Annotated in this window: 12 protein-coding genes; 7 read left to right on the forward strand and 5 right to left on the reverse strand. The window is 71.0% G+C overall.

The window, feature by feature from the left end:
• Window positions 1-11 precede the first annotated feature (11 nt).
• From AB5T46_RS14970 to AB5T46_RS14995, 6 genes are all read left to right on the forward strand, one after another.
• Entirely contained in the window at window positions 12-971 is a 960-nt protein-coding gene (locus tag AB5T46_RS14970; protein ID WP_370564822.1) for an acetyl-CoA carboxylase carboxyltransferase subunit alpha, read from the forward strand.
• Between the two features lie 59 nt (window positions 972-1,030).
• A complete protein-coding gene (locus AB5T46_RS14975; protein WP_370564823.1) occupies window positions 1,031-1,768 on the forward strand; it encodes a tetratricopeptide repeat protein in 738 nt (245 codons plus the stop codon).
• Window positions 1,769-1,923: 155 nt separating this feature from the next.
• On the forward strand, window positions 1,924-2,217 hold the full coding sequence (locus tag AB5T46_RS14980; protein WP_370564824.1) for a hypothetical protein: 294 nt from the start codon (window positions 1,924-1,926) through the stop codon (window positions 2,215-2,217).
• A gap of 106 nt (window positions 2,218-2,323) precedes the next feature.
• Window positions 2,324-3,676, forward strand: a complete 1,353-nt coding sequence (gene tilS, locus AB5T46_RS14985) for a tRNA lysidine(34) synthetase TilS (protein WP_370564825.1) — start codon at window positions 2,324-2,326, stop codon at window positions 3,674-3,676.
• Between the two features lie 9 nt (window positions 3,677-3,685).
• Window positions 3,686-3,946 carry an exodeoxyribonuclease VII small subunit gene (locus tag AB5T46_RS14990; protein ID WP_370564826.1) on the forward strand — a complete coding sequence of 87 codons (261 nt, stop codon included), beginning with the start codon at window positions 3,686-3,688 and terminating at the stop codon, window positions 3,944-3,946.
• Window positions 3,939-4,919, forward strand: a complete 981-nt coding sequence (locus AB5T46_RS14995) for a polyprenyl synthetase family protein (protein ID WP_370564827.1) — start codon at window positions 3,939-3,941, stop codon at window positions 4,917-4,919. Before AB5T46_RS14990 ends, AB5T46_RS14995 begins: the two co-directional genes overlap by 8 nt.
• Window positions 4,920-4,928: 9 nt before the next feature.
• Here the strand turns inward: AB5T46_RS14995 and AB5T46_RS15000 are convergent, their stop codons facing one another.
• The 3 genes from AB5T46_RS15000 to pmbA form a co-directional block, all read right to left on the reverse strand.
• A complete protein-coding gene (locus AB5T46_RS15000) occupies window positions 4,929-5,369 on the reverse strand; it encodes a DUF4870 domain-containing protein (protein WP_370564828.1) in 441 nt (146 codons plus the stop codon).
• Window positions 5,370-5,511: 142 nt separating this feature from the next.
• A complete protein-coding gene (locus AB5T46_RS15005) occupies window positions 5,512-5,856 on the reverse strand; it encodes a DUF4870 domain-containing protein (RefSeq protein ID WP_370564863.1) in 345 nt (114 codons plus the stop codon).
• A gap of 242 nt (window positions 5,857-6,098) precedes the next feature.
• Entirely contained in the window at window positions 6,099-7,460 is a 1,362-nt protein-coding gene (gene pmbA / locus AB5T46_RS15010) for a metalloprotease PmbA (RefSeq protein ID WP_370564865.1), read from the reverse strand.
• A gap of 128 nt (window positions 7,461-7,588) precedes the next feature.
• Between pmbA and yjgA the strand changes: the two genes are divergently transcribed.
• Complete coding sequence (yjgA, locus tag AB5T46_RS15015; protein ID WP_370564829.1) at window positions 7,589-8,152, forward strand: ribosome biogenesis factor YjgA; 564 nt, start codon at window positions 7,589-7,591, stop codon at window positions 8,150-8,152.
• 134 nt (window positions 8,153-8,286) lie between these two features.
• Here yjgA and tldD read toward each other — a convergent pair whose 3' ends face one another.
• On the reverse strand, window positions 8,287-9,738 hold the full coding sequence (gene tldD / locus AB5T46_RS15020; protein ID WP_370564830.1) for a metalloprotease TldD: 1,452 nt from the start codon (window positions 9,736-9,738) through the stop codon (window positions 8,287-8,289).
• 154 nt (window positions 9,739-9,892) lie between these two features.
• Window positions 9,893-13,789 (reverse strand): YhdP family protein, encoded by a 3,897-nt coding sequence (locus tag AB5T46_RS15025; RefSeq protein ID WP_370564832.1) that lies wholly within the window; start codon window positions 13,787-13,789, stop codon window positions 9,893-9,895.
• Window positions 13,790-13,999: the final 210 nt, after the last annotated feature.

Consider the following 13,999-nt stretch of genomic DNA (forward strand, 5'->3'; position numbering starts at 1 on the left):
GACGGACGCCGATGAACCCGAATTACCTCGATTTCGAACAGCCCATCGCCGACCTGGAAGGCAAGATCCAGGAACTGCGCCAGGCCAGCACCGGCCCCGCCGTCAACATCGATGCCGAGATCCACGCGCTGCAGGACAAGCTGCGCAGGCGCACCGCGCAGATCTTCCGCGACCTCAGCCCGTGGCAGGTGTCGCAGCTGGCGCGCCATCCAGCGCGCCCGTACACCTACGACTACATCCGGGTGATGTGCGACGAGTTCGAGGAACTGGCCGGCGATCGCGCCTTCTCCGACGACGCCGCGATCGTCGGCGGCCTCGGCCGCATCGACGGCCGCAGCGTAATGATCATCGGCCACGAGAAGGGTCGCGACACCAAGGCCAAGGTACGCCGCAACTTCGGCATGCCGCGCCCGGAAGGCTACCGCAAGGCGCTGCGCCTGATGAAGCTGGCCGAGCGCTTCCGGCTGCCGCTGCTGACCTTCATCGACACGCCGGGCGCCTACCCCGGCATCGGCGCCGAGGAGCGGGGCCAGTCCGAGGCCATTGCCCGCAACCTGCTGGAGATGGCCGAACTGAAGATCCCGGTGATCTGCACCGTGATCGGCGAAGGCGGTTCCGGCGGCGCGCTGGCGATCGGCGTCGGCGACCGCACGCTGATGCTCGAGTACAGCACCTATTCGGTGATCTCGCCCGAAGGCTGCGCCTCGATCCTGTGGAAGGACGCCGCGAAGAAGCGCGACGCCGCCGAGCAGCTCGGGCTGACCGCCAAGCGCCTGCTCGAACTCGGCCTGATCGACAAGCTGGTACGCGAGCCGATCGGCGGCGCCCACCGCAACCCGAAGCAGACCGCCACGCGACTGAAGGCAGTGCTGCTCAACGAGCTCGACACGCTCCAGGACATCCCGGCCGAGGAGCTGCTGGAACGACGCTACCGGAGGCTGCGCGGCTACGGAGCGTACGAAGCGGTATAATCGATCCTGCCGAAGTCATCGTCGCGGAACGCGCCACCATCACGACAAGGAGCGTCGATATGAGCCCGATCCTGCTGCTCTCGATCCTGCTGCAGGTCGCCTGCGCCGTGCATGTCGTCCGTACCGGACGCCCGATGTACTGGATCTTCATCCTGCTGATCGGATCGTACATCGCCGTCGCGATCTATCTGCTCGCCGAGGTGCTGCCGGACACGCGCAACAGCCGCGGTGCACATCGCGTCGCACGCCGCGTCCACGACCGGATCGACCCGGAGCGGCAGAAACGCCATGCGAGCCGGCAGCTGGAGATGGCCGATACGCTGGACAATCGCCGCAGGCTCGCAGAGCAGAGCTTCCTCTCCGGCGATTACCAGCAGGCCGTGGAGCTGTACGGTTCCTCGCTCAACGGTCTGTACAAGACCGATCCCGACCTCATGCTGGGCCTGGCGAAAGCGCAGTTCGCGCTCGGCCAGCCGGGCGAAAGCAGGAAGACATTGGACGAGCTGATCGCCGCGAATCCGGACTTCCGCTCCAGGGAGGGGCATCTGCTTTATGCGCGCGCGGTCGAAGCCGAAGGCGATATCGAGGCTGCGATACACGAATACGAAGCATTGCTGCCGGGGTCCACGGGCGAAGAGGCGCGCATCCGCTATGCCATGTTGCTGAGAACGCAAGGCGACGCAGCGAAAGCCGACGCACTCTTCGGGGAAACGCTCAAGCGGGCAAGCATCTCGCCCGAACACTATCGGCGCGAACAGCGCGAATGGATCGACATCGCAAAGCGCCAACTGGGCTGATACCACCCCGCGCCTGCCTGCGATCAGGGCCCGTCAACGCTCCCCGAGCAGGCCCTAGGGCCTGCTAACGCTTCCCGAGCAGGCCCTAGCCCCCCGGGACCACCGGGACTACCATCGGTCCGCCGGCAACTGGCCGGCATCGGGGAGAATCACGCATGATCATCAAGCAAATCGGTGTGCTTTCGGCAGCCAAGATCTCCGGCATCATCGCCGCGGCGATCGGCCTGATCGCGGCGCTGCTGTTTCTGCTCTTCGGAGGCCTTCTCGGCGGGATGATGGGCGACCAGGGCGGCAACGGCGGTCTTCTCGCGATCGGCGGCGGCGTCGCCAGCCTGGTCATCCTGCCGGTCCTCTACGGCATCTTCGGATTCATCGGCGGCCTGATCCAGGCGTTCATCTACAACCTGGCGGCCGGCGTCGTCGGCGGCATCCGGATCGAGACCGAGTAAGCCAACCCGTGTCGCGGAGCCGGATCCTGCGGCTCCGCGACCGTTTCCACCGCGGCATGTGATGCATCAGGCCTCCCTTCCAACGCTGTCATCGCGATACGCGCACATGGCCGGCGCGCGTCCGCTGCTGATCGGCTACAGCGGCGGCCTCGATTCCACCGTGCTGCTGCATTGGCTGCTCGCGAGCCGGGCCGGGCGCGATCACGACCTGCGTGCGATCCATGTCCATCATGGGCTGCAGCCGGACGCCGACGCATGGGCCGCCCACTGCCGGGGCATCTGCGAGGCGCTCGGCGTGCCGCTGCGCATCGCCCGTGTCAGCGTGCGCGCCGATGCCGGGACCGGCCCGGAAGCGGCCGCGCGCGCGGCGCGCCACGCCGCGTTCGAGGCGGAGCTCCGGCCCGGCGAGGTTCTGGCGCTCGCGCACCACCGCGACGACCAGGCCGAGACCTTCCTGCTGCGGGCGCTGCGCGCGTCCGGCGTCGATGGCCTGGCGGCGATGCGGCCCTGGCGGCGCCATGGCCAAGGCTGGCTGTGGCGGCCGCTGCTCGATGCGCCGCGCGAGCGCCTGCTGGACCACGCACGGCAGCATGGCCTGCAGTGGATCGAGGATCCGAGCAACGCCGGCGTCGAACCGGACCGCAACTTCCTGCGCCATCGCATCCTGCCACTGTTGCGCGAGCGCTGGCCGCAGGCAGAGGCCGGACTGGCGCGCAGCGCCCTGCTCGGCGCCGAGGCCGCGGCGCTGCTCGACGACGGGGACGCGGCCGCGCTCGCCGCCGTGCGCACGGTCGATCGGCAGGCGCTCGACGTCGCCGGGCTGCGGAGGTTTCCCGAAGCACGCCGCGCGCGCGTGCTGCGGCGCTGGATCGACATGCTTGCGCTGCCGCCGCTGCCGGCGCAGGGGATCGCCCGGATCGAGGCGGACCTGCTGCAGGGCACGGCGACGGACGGATCGCCGGCGTTCGCCTGGTCGGGTGCCGTGGTGCGTCGCTGGCGCGACCTGCTGCATGCCGAGCGGCAACGGGCACCGCTGCCGGCGGATTTCCACACCGCCTGGGACGGGCGCATGCCGTTGCGGCTGCCGACTGGAGACACACTGGCGCTGGTCGGCCCCGAGCGGGTCGAACCCGGCGATGCCCTCGATGCGGTCCCGGCGTCGGAGGCGTACCGCGCGCCGCTGATCGTGCGTGCGCGCCGCGGCGGCGAGCGCATCCGGCTGCCGGGACGCGGGCATTCGCATGCGCTCAAGCAAGTGTTGCAGACCCTCGGTGTACCGCCGTGGGTGCGCGAACGGTTGCCACTGCTGACGGATGCCGACGACGAACTGTTCGCCGCCGGCGACCTGGTCCACTCGGACCGCTTCGACGCCTGGCTGCGCGCACGGCGGCAGCGCCTGCTGTGGTCACGGACGGATCCGCTTGCGTGCGTCGAGCGCCCCTGCGCGGGGTTCCGGTAAACTGGCGACATGGCACGCAAACCCGCCCCCGATCCCGCCCCGGTCGCCGACTTCGAGCAGTCACTGGACCAGCTCGAGCAGCTGGTCGAGAAGATGGAACAGGGCGAGATGAGCCTGGAGGATTCGCTGGCCGCGTACGAGCGCGGCGTTGGCCTCTACCGCCGCTGCCAGCAGGCGCTGGAGCAGGCGGAGCTGCGGGTGAAGCTGCTCAGCGATCCGGAGCGCCCGGAAACCGCCGAACCGTTTCCGGACGCGGCGGGCGATGCCTGACCCGGTCGCGTCGCGCGACGTGTCGCCGCAGCTGGACGCCTGGCGCACGCGCGCCGACGCGGCGCTCGCGCGCGCGCTCGATTCGATCGAACACGGCGAGCCGCGCTTGCTGGCGGCGATGCGTCACGCCGTGCTGCTGGGCGGCAAGCGCATGCGGCCGCTGCTGGTCTATGCCAGCGGCCGCGCGTTCGGCGCCGACGATGCATTGCTGGACGCCCCCGCCGCTGCGGTGGAACTGGTCCACGCCTATTCGCTGGTGCACGACGACCTGCCGGCGATGGACGACGACGCATTGCGTCGCGGCCGACCGACCGTGCACGTCGCCTTCGACGAGGCCACCGCGATCCTGGTCGGCGACGCGCTGCAGTCGCTGGCGTTCTCGACCCTGGCCGACGCCCCGGTCGCGGACGGCCGGCGCGTGGCCATGCTGCGCGAACTGGCGACCGCCGCCGGCGCCGACGGCATGTGCGGCGGCCAGGCGCGCGACCTTGCCGCCACCGGGAAGAGAAAAAGGGGTCAGAGTCATTTTTCGGAGGAAGATGCCGGGTCGATTCAGGATCTCGATCCGAAAAATGACTCTGACCCCTTTTTTTCCCCCGCCGACCTCGAGCGCCTGCATGCGATGAAGACCGGCGCCCTGCTGCGCGCGTCGGTACGGCTGGGCGCGCTCGCCGCCGGCGCCGGGGAGGCGGCACTCGCGCAACTGGACCGCTACGCCGAAGCGCTCGGGCTCGGTTTCCAGATCCGCGACGACCTGCTGGACGTCGAAGGCGACAGCGCCACGCTCGGCAAGACCGCCGGCAAGGACGTCGCGCAGGCCAAGGCCACCTTCCCGGCGCTGCTGGGCATCGATGCGTCGCGGCGCCGGTTGGCAGCGCTCGGTGACGGCATGCATGCCGCGCTGGAACCCTTCGGCACCGACGCCGCGGCGCTGCTGGCGCTGGGGCGGCTCGCGCTTGAGCGCGACCGCTGAGCCGCCGCCTCAGTTCAGCAGGCGGATCGTCAGCGGATAGCGATAGGGCTCGCCGTTCCAGGCCTTGATCGTGGCGACGATGCTGCAGATCAGCCACAGCAGCGCGATCGCCGCCATCAGCAGCAGCAGCATGATGCCGGCCGGCACGGTCAGGATCGCTCCCAATCCCAGCGTCAGTACCGTGGCTCCGACCAGCGCGATGCCCGCGGCGAGCGCCAGCCCGGCGTAGATCAGCATGCTGAGGTTGAAATTCACCGCCTCGCGCGCATGCTCGGCGACAAAGGCCGAGTCGTCGCGCTTGAGCAGATAGACGATGCCGGCGCCGACCACGCCGGCCACGCCCACCAGCCAGCTGGTCAGCAGCGCCAGTACCAATGCCGTCAGGTGCGCCGCGGCGGCCCACTGCCGTTCGCTGTTGGTGGGGGATGCCGTTTGCACGGTGTATTCCATCGTTCGACTCCTCCCGGAAACCGTCCGGTCCTTCGATGATGGGGGCCGCCGCCGCGCCCGCAAGCCAACCGATGGCCTAGACGCTGCCCGGGCGGGCCGCAGCAGCGGCTCCGGCGCATCGCCGAGCCGATCGCGGCCCGGATCACTTGATCAGGCGCAGCGCGATCGGGTAGCGGTAGGCGACGCCCTCGTTGGACTTGATCGCGGCAATGACGATGAACACCAGCGCGGTGACGCCGACGATCAGCATGATCGGAATGGCGATGATGAAGCCGATGCCCAGGGTCAGGAGACCCAGCAGGAACAGGATCAGGAACAGCCCGGCCAGGGTGATGTTGAAATTCAACGCTTCCTTGGCCTGGTCGTCGACGAAGGGCATGGTCTCCCGCTTCAGCAGCCAGATGACCAGCGGGCCCAGGAAACAGCCGATGCCGCCCGCCCAGCCGGTGAGCAGGCCCCCCAACAGTGCCGACAGGTGCGCGAACATCGCCCACTGCCGCTGTTCTGCGCTGATGCCGCTGCTGTTCTCGGGCGGTGGCGGTGGCGGTGGCGGTGGCGGTGGCGGTGGCGGTGGCGGTGGCGGTGGCGGTGGCGGTGGCGGTGGCGGTGGCGGTGGCGTGCTTTCATGTGGATCGGTCATGACTACCCCCAGTGCGCCGTTGCATGCAGGCCGGACGGCAGGCGCGATCCCGGCGGCCGCGGAGCGATGCTCCATCGGTCAAGCTTACGTCAATCGCCGCCGGCGACGGTCATCCGGCCGACCAGGATCGAGCCGGTGCGCACGTGCGAACGCGGATCGATGTCGCTGCCGACGGCCTGGATGTCATGGAACATGGCCCTGAGATTGCCGGCGACGGTGATGCCGTCCACCGCGTGCACGATCTCGCCGCGCTCCACCCAGAACCCGGAAGCGCCGCGCGAATAATCGCCTGTGACCGTGTTCACGCCCTGCCCCATCAGCTCCGTCACCACCAGGCCGCGGCCCATGGTGCGCAGCAGTTCCTCGAAGCCACCGGCATTGGCGGCGACATCGAGGTTGTGCACGCCGCCGGCGTTGCCGGTCGACTGCAGGCCGAGCTTGCGCGCCGAATAGCTGCCGAGCAGGTAGCGCTGCAGCACGCCGTCCTCGACCAGCGCCGAATCCCGCGTCACCACGCCCTCGTCGTCGAAGCTGCTGGAACGGAAGCCGCTCGGCAGCAGCGGACGCTCGCGGATCTCGAACCAGGACGGGAAGATCCGCTCGCCGGCGCTGTCGAGCAGGAAGCTCGCGCGCCGGTACAGCGCGCCGCCGGACACCGCGCCGAGCAGGTGCCCGATCAGCGAGCGCGCCATCTCGGCCGAGAACAGCACCGGGTGCTCGCCGGTCGGGATCGGGCGCGGATCCAGCCGCGCCAGCGCCCGCCGCGCCGCCTTGCGGCCGATCGCCGCCGGCGACTCCAGGTCCTGTTCGGCCAGCGCGGTGCTGTACCAGCCGTCACGCTGCATCGCCTCGCCGCTGCCGGCGATCAGTCCGCAGCCGATGCTGTGCCGGGTATCGCGGCTGGCGCCGGAGAACCCGTGCGTATTGGCGTAGACGCCCAGCGATTCGCCGCTGCCGACCGATGCGCCGTCGGAATTGCCGATGCGAGCGTCGTGTTCGCGGCCGGCGCTCTCGCAGGCCAACGCCAGCGCGGCCGCGCGCTCGGCGTCGAGCGGCCACGGGTGCCAGGTATCGAAATCGCGGATCTCGGTCGCCATCAGCGCGGCGTCGGCCAGGCCGGCGGCGGGGTCCTCCTCGGTGAACCGGGCGATCGCGCAGGCTTGTTCGACCGTGGCGCGCAGGCTCTCCTCGCGCAGGTCGGCGGTGCTGGCGCTGCCCTTGCGGCGGCCGAAGTACACGGTCAGGCCGATGCCGCGGTCGCGGGTGGCCTCCACCGTCTCCACCTCGCCCATGCGCACGCCGACGTTGAGGCCGCGCTCCTCCGAGCACGACACCTCGGCCTGCGAGGCGCCGCCGGCGCGGGCGAGCGCCAGCATGCGCTGCGCGATGTCCCCGAGTTGCGCGATGCGGTCGCGGTGGTCGTCCGGCGCGGCGGCCGTTGCGGCGTTGATGGCGGTGTTCAATGGCTTATCCTGTGACATCGATCGGATTCCCGGACCCGGACGGGCGCGGGAAGGCCGAATGTTTCATGACCCCGGCGCGGTCTCCATCGCGACCGGCGGCCCTCGCGGACGGACGCATGCGCGGCATCGACGAAGACAGCGGCGAATATCTCGGCCCCAGCCGCAGCCAGCAGCGGCGCGACGCGCTGGAAGTGCTGGCGCTGGGCGAACGGCTGGTGGCGCTGTCGCCGGCGCAGCTGCAGCAGCTGCCGATTCCCGACGCGCTGCTGCCGCATATCCTCGATGCCCAGCGCATCGGCTCGCACATCGCCCGCAAGCGCCAGCTGGCATTCCTGGCCAAGCAGATGCGGCGCGAGGACGACGACGCCCTGCACGCGATCCGCGACGCGCTCGACGCCGGCGGCGAGGCGGCGCGCCAGGAAACGGCGTTGCTGCATCGCGCCGAGACCTGGCGCGAGCGCCTGCTCGCCGAGGGCGATGCCGCGCTGGCCGAACTGCTGTCCGAACATCCGTCGGCCGACCGCCAGCACTTGCGCCAGCTGGTGCGCAATGCGCTGGAGGAACGCCGCCGCGACAAGCCGCCGCGGGCGTACCGGGAGCTGTTCCGGCTGTTGCGCGAGCTGCTGCTCGCGCAACAGCCGGAACAGCCGGAACAGCCGGGAATCGAGAATCGGGAATAGGGAATCGAAGAGCCGGCGCACGTCGTTGCTTCGAAAAAAGGGGTCAGAGTCATTTTTCGGATCGAGATCCTGAATCGACCCGGCATCTTCCTCCGAAAAATGACTCTGACCCCTTTTTTCCCCAACGCGGGCCATCAGGTCCGCGTCCCCCCCACCGTCAGCCGGTCGATCAGCAGCGACGGCTGGCCGACGCCGACCGGCACGCTCTGGCCGTCCTTGCCGCAGACGCCGACGCCGTCGTCGAGGGCGAAGTCGCTGCCGACCATGGTCACGCGCTGCATGGTCTCGGGACCGTTGCCGATCAGGGTCGCGCCCTTCACCGGCGCGGTGACCTTGCCGTCCTCGATCAGATAGGCCTCGGTCGCCGAGAACACGTACTTGCCGCTGGTGATGTCGACCTGGCCGCCGCCGAAGTTGACCGCGTACAGGCCCTTCTTCACCGAGCGGATCATCTCCTCGCGCTCGTGGTTGCCGGCGAGCATGTACGTGTTGGTCATGCGCGGCATCACCAGGTGCGCGAACGATTCGCGGCGGCCGTTGCCGGTCGGCTGCGTGCCCATCAGCCGGGCGTTGTGGGTGTCCTGCATGTAGCCGGTCAGCACGCCGTCCTCGATCAGCGTGGTGCACTGGGTGGGCGTGCCCTCGTCGTCGATGTTGAGCGAGCCGCGGCGGCCGTCGAGGGTGCCGTCGTCGACGATGGTCACACCCGGCGCGGCCACCCGCTGGCCCATGCGGCCGGCGTAGGTGCTGGTGCCCTTGCGGTTGAAGTCGCCCTCGAGACCGTGGCCGACCGCCTCGTGCAGCAACACGCCCGGCCAGCCGGCGCCGAGCACCACCGGCATCACCCCGGCGGGGGCGTCGACCGCCTCCAGGTTCACCAGCGCCTGCCGCAGCGCCTCGCGCGCGAAGCGCTCGGGCTTGCCGTCGGCCAGCAGCTCCTCGTAGGAATGGCGCCCGCCATAACCGGCGTAGCCGGATTCGCGGCGCCCGTCCTGCTCGACGAGCACCTGCACGTTGAGTCGCACCAGCGGCCGCACGTCGCCGGCGAGCACGCCGTCACTGCGCGCGACCAGGATGGTGTCGACGGCGCCGCTCAGGCTCACCATCACCTGCCGCACGCGCGGATCGGCGGCGCGCAGCATCCGGTCGACCCGGCGCAGCGCCTCGACCTTCACCGCGCTGCCGAGCGCCGCGATCGGGTCTTCCGCGCGGTACAGCGAACGCCCCTCGCCCGGCACCAGGGCGCACGCATGGCGGGCATCGCCGGCGCGGGCAATCGCGCGCGCCGAGCCTGCCGCGGCCAGCAGCGCGGTGGCGTTGATCTCGTCGGAGTAGGCGAATCCGGTCTTCTCGCCCGAGATCGCGCGCACCCCCACGCCCTGTTCGATCGAGTGCGCGCCGTCCTTGACGATGCCGTCCTCGACCGTCCAGCTCTCGCGACGGGTGTGCTGGAAGTACAGGTCGCCGAAATCGACGCCGGGGCCCAGCAGGGCGCCGAAGGCGCGTTCCAGGCCGCCGCCGTCGAGCCCGGCGGGCTGCAGCAGGCGGGACTCGGCGAGGGCGAGCGGATCATGGGAATCGGTCATTGGATTCGATCTGGGGGTGATGGAACGAATGGCAAGGGGCGCCAGGCAGCTCTCTCCGTTGCGGTGAGAATGAGGCCGTCGCCACGGCTGTCGTCAATGAATCGCCGGCGAGCCATGTGGGCTCCGGAGCCTACGCAGCGGAGCAAGCTCCGCTCTACGGCCGCGCCACGCGCGGTTCGCGGCGGACCACCTCCACCTTGGGTTCCTTCCAGGGGCCGCTGACGCGATAGGTGGTGGCGCCCAGTCCGCTCAGCGGCTTCTTCAGCACCGCATTGGCGACCGCCCCGACCGCAGCGCCGACCGGCCCGCCGGCGATCGCGCCGACCGCGGTCAGCAGGTTGGCGGATTTCGGGAACACGTCGATGGTCTGGTCGTAGGTCTGCGCGCGCAGGTCGGCGCTGCCGGCAATGCGGATCTCGGCCGCGGGGCCGTCGATGACCAGATCGTCGCTGCTCGCCCGCCCCTGCCCGAAGCGCACCTGGCCGCCGATGCGGTTGAAGGCGAAGCCCTTGTCGAAGAAGTCGCGGAAATCGAGGGTGAGGCGGCGCGGCAGCTCCGCAACGCTGAGCAATCCGAGCACGCGGCCGGCGCCGGGGTCGATCTCCACCAGCTGGCCGTCCTTCACCCTCAGCGCGAGCGTTCCCTGCAGCGCGTCGGCGCGAAACCGCGCCGGACTGCCGGGCCAGGCAGCGTCCAGCTGGACCTTGCCGTCGCCGCCGAGAATGCGGCCGCCCTGCCCCAGTCCCGCCAGCAGCGCGCCGAAATCCCGGCTGGCGATGTCGAACTTCAGCTGGGTGCGCTCGTTGGCGCCGCGGCCGCGCCAATCGCCGGTCCCGTCGATGCGCTGCTTCGGCGCGCGCGTCTGCAGCTGCTCGATCCGCAAGCCGTCGGGCGTCGGGCGGGTCCGCAGGCCGGCCTCGCCGAGGTCGGCATCGTTCAACCGCAGGTCGTCGACCGCGAGGTCGATCGGCGGGATGTCCGCAGGATTCGTACCGCCGATGGTCGCCGCCTCGTCTTCGGCGGCGGCCGCGGCGGACGCCTGCGCTGCCGTTGCGGCGCTGCGCCAGTGCAGGCGCTGCAGCCGGCCGCTCACGGTGCCGCCGGACGCCTGCGGCAACGACAGGCTGCCGGCCAGCGCCGGCCCGTCGAAGCGCAGTGAAGTAACGCCGCTATCGGCCTTCGCGCCGCGGACGCGGGTGTCGGCGAAAACGCCGCCGAGCAACAGCAGGCGGTCGACCGCGAGATCGACGCGCCGCAGCGACAATCCTTCCCCGCCGCCTCCGCCGCCGTCCCCACCGGCCGCGAGGCCGATCCAGTCCATCGCCGCCAACGCCGGCGTATGACCGCTGACGACCAGGCCGGACGCGGGCGCCGCCGCCGCCGCACCGCCTCCGAGCGCCACGTCGACGCCGGTGCGCCCGCTGCCGCTACGCGCACGCAGCGCCATGCGCTGGCCGAGGCGCAACGTGATCTCGCCGCCCCCCAAGGGCAGCGCGGTTTCGATCAGGCTCGACAACGGGGTGGCAGCCGGCTTGTCCAGCGGCGCCGGAAGGTCCAGCACGGTGCCGACCAGGTCCGAACGCAGCCGCAGGCGCGCGGCCGCGGTCGCCTGCGCGCTGTCCGGTTCCTGCGGCGGCGGTAGCGGCAGCGACCGCGGTGACGGCGACCGCGGCGGCGAAGCCGACCGCGGCACCGAGACGGTGACCGTCCAGTCCGAACGCCCCCGCACGTACGGGCGCAGCCAGTCCAGGTCCGGTGCCCGCGCGAGCAGTTGCGCAGCGTCGATCGCCGTCCGCAGTTCGGCCTCGAACGCCTGTGTCGGATCACGCACGTGGCCGTCGCCGGCGCGCAACGCGAGGACACCGGCGCGATCCTCGTGCAACGTGCGCAACCCTTCGGCGATGAAGCCTTCCTGATCGTAGCGCGCGTCGCCGCGCACGTCGTCGAGAACCAGGCCCCATTCCGGTTCGCGGGCGCGCACGCCCTGCAGTTCGACGCCGCCGTCGATCCTCGGCCTGCCGCGATTGCTGCCGTGCATCGGCAGGGTCATGGCGAAGGTCGCCGCGACCGGGCCGGCGACCGACAGGCCGGCGACCGCGTCGCCGTGCATCGCCTGCAGCGGGCTGCCGCGCAGCAGCGCCAGCAACGCGGCGGCATCGGTCCGGGTGCGTGCGCTGGCGCCCAGTTCGGCCCGACCGAAATGCGCAACGCCGGCCGCGAGATCGCTGAACGCCACGTCCGCGATCGCGCCGGCACCGCGCAGCTCGAAGCCGTCGGCGATGAACCGCACCCGTCCCGTCAGCCGTTCGACCGCCGGCCAGTCCGGCTGGAACTTGACCTCCACCCCGGCCAACCTAGCCTCGGCCTGGAACAACCCCGGCGCCGGACGCCCGGCTTCGGCCCGGAACGGCCAGTCGTCCAGGTCGCCCGACACCAGCGCGCGCCCGTTGCGCACGGTGCCGCCGACCAGCGCGGCGTCCAGCCAGTCGACGGTGGCCTCCGGCATCCTGTGACGCACCCAGAACCGCTTCGCCACCGGCACCTGCACATCGTCCAGCTGCGCGGCCAGATCGATCCGCGGGCGCCCGCCGTTGGCCGCGAACCGCAACCCGCCGCGTACGTCGGCACCGTAGCCGTCGCCCTGGAGGCGCAGCGCCGGCGTCTGCAGGACCCAGTCGTCGTCTTCGCGCCAGGCCACCACTTCGCCGCGCAGCGACACCTGGTGCGGATCGCCGAAACCGGCCGGCCAGTCGAAGCGCAGCTCCGCCTCCGGGTCGAAAGCGAACCCGATGCCGCGTGCGTCCCCGTGCAGGCTGCCGCGCAGGCCGCTCACGCCGGGGCGGTCGCCGACGCTGGCGAACGCCAGGTCGTCGATCCGCGCCTGCAGGCGCAGCCGGCCGTCGCGTTCGCCGACGACTTCGACATCGTCGAGCACCGCGTTCGGCCGCGCCTGCCGCAGCCAGTCGCGCAGCGCCGGCGGCACGCGGTCGCTCAGCGGCAGCAACGCCAGCAGCGGCCCGGCGTCGATGCGTTCGGCGGCGAAGGCATAGCGTCGGCCGGCCGCGATCAGCATGCCGTCCAGCGACTGCACCGCGTCGCCGGCGGTGATGCGCAGGTGCGGCGCGTCCAGGCGCCAACCCGATTCCGTGGCGGCCCAGTGCATTCGCGCCTCGACCCGCTCGAACGAGACCCGCGTCGCCTCCGCTTCGCCGTGGCGCGCGCGCAGGCCGAGGTCGTCCAGCGCGGTGCGTGCGACGACGGCGGCGACACGGTTGTCGTGCAGCGTCGCCCAGGCATCGATCCGGCCGTGCCCGCCGTCGACCGAGATGCCGGCATGGCGCAGCAACGGCGACCAATGCGCGAGATCGGCCGCGTCCAGTGCCGCGTACAGGCGCCCGTCGCCGCGATCGCGCGTCAACTCCAACGCCGCCTGCAACGGCGTCTCGTCGCCTTCCATCCACGCGCGCGCAGCCGCGCGCACGCGGTCGCCGTCGACGCGCAGGCGCAGGTCGATCCGCGGCACCGTGACCTCGATCTGCAGTCCCGGTGCATCCACCGTCAGGCTGCCGCCGATCACCTGCAACTCGCCCAGACGCTCCAGCACGTCGAACGGATCGCCTTCGTCATCGCGATCGCGCTGTCCCGGCAGGCCGCGCACGCGCCAGCGGCCTTCGTCGTCGCGTTCCAGTGTCAGGTCCAGATCGCGCAGGCGCAGCTCGGTCAGCGAGCGCCCCGGCAGCAGGCCCGCATACTGCGCGACCAGCACCTCCGCGGCACCGACCTGCACCGCTTCCGGTCCGTCGCCGATGCGCAGGCCGTCGAGCCGCAGCAGCGGGCCGCGCCGGGTCCATTCGGTCTCGAGCCGATCGAAGGCGACCTCGCGGCCGGCGCGCTCGCTCAGCCAGTCCGCGACCCGCTGCGGATGCCGCTCCACCAGCGGCAGCATCTGGCTGGTAATGCCGGCGGCCAACGCCATCAGCACCAGCACGACCGCCAGCGCCAGCCACAGGCCACGGCGCAACAGGCGCAGGCGATGGCTTAGAAGGCTCATCGGCTCGCTGCGCTCGCTGGATGAGCCGGGAATCTGGAATGGGGAATCGGGAATCGGGAAAGCGCAGCGCCGCTACCCGTCGTTCCAGCGCAAGCCGGAGTCCACTTTGTGGTGACTTGTATCGCCCGGATCAGCAGCAACGGCAAAATGGATTCCGGCTTGCGCCGGAATGACGGGATATCGAGCTTTTCCCGATTCCCGATTCCCCAT

The sequence above is a fragment of the Luteimonas salinilitoris genome (assembly GCF_041300785.1).
GTDB classification, from domain to species: domain Bacteria; phylum Pseudomonadota; class Gammaproteobacteria; order Xanthomonadales; family Xanthomonadaceae; genus Luteimonas; species Luteimonas salinilitoris.

Bases quoted from the DNA above. Each gene is read 5' to 3' on its own strand.
- AB5T46_RS15025 (WP_370564832.1), bottom strand. From the start codon at position 13,789: ATGAGCCTTCTAAGCCATCGCCTGCGCCTGTTGCGCCGTGGCCTGTGG.
- AB5T46_RS15005 (WP_370564863.1), bottom strand. From the start codon at position 5,856: ATGTTCGCGCACCTGTCGGCACTGTTGGGGGGCCTGCTCACCGGCTGG.
- AB5T46_RS14975 (WP_370564823.1), top strand. From the start codon at position 1,031: ATGAGCCCGATCCTGCTGCTCTCGATCCTGCTGCAGGTCGCCTGCGCC.
- AB5T46_RS14970 (WP_370564822.1), top strand. From the start codon at position 12: ATGAACCCGAATTACCTCGATTTCGAACAGCCCATCGCCGACCTGGAA.
- AB5T46_RS15000 (WP_370564828.1), bottom strand. From the start codon at position 5,369: ATGGAATACACCGTGCAAACGGCATCCCCCACCAACAGCGAACGGCAG.
- yjgA (WP_370564829.1), top strand. From the start codon at position 7,589: ATGCGCGGCATCGACGAAGACAGCGGCGAATATCTCGGCCCCAGCCGC.
- tldD (WP_370564830.1), bottom strand. From the start codon at position 9,738: ATGACCGATTCCCATGATCCGCTCGCCCTCGCCGAGTCCCGCCTGCTG.
- AB5T46_RS14980 (WP_370564824.1), top strand. From the start codon at position 1,924: ATGATCATCAAGCAAATCGGTGTGCTTTCGGCAGCCAAGATCTCCGGC.
- AB5T46_RS14990 (WP_370564826.1), top strand. From the start codon at position 3,686: ATGGCACGCAAACCCGCCCCCGATCCCGCCCCGGTCGCCGACTTCGAG.
- AB5T46_RS14995 (WP_370564827.1), top strand. From the start codon at position 3,939: ATGCCTGACCCGGTCGCGTCGCGCGACGTGTCGCCGCAGCTGGACGCC.
- tilS (WP_370564825.1), top strand. From the start codon at position 2,324: ATGGCCGGCGCGCGTCCGCTGCTGATCGGCTACAGCGGCGGCCTCGAT.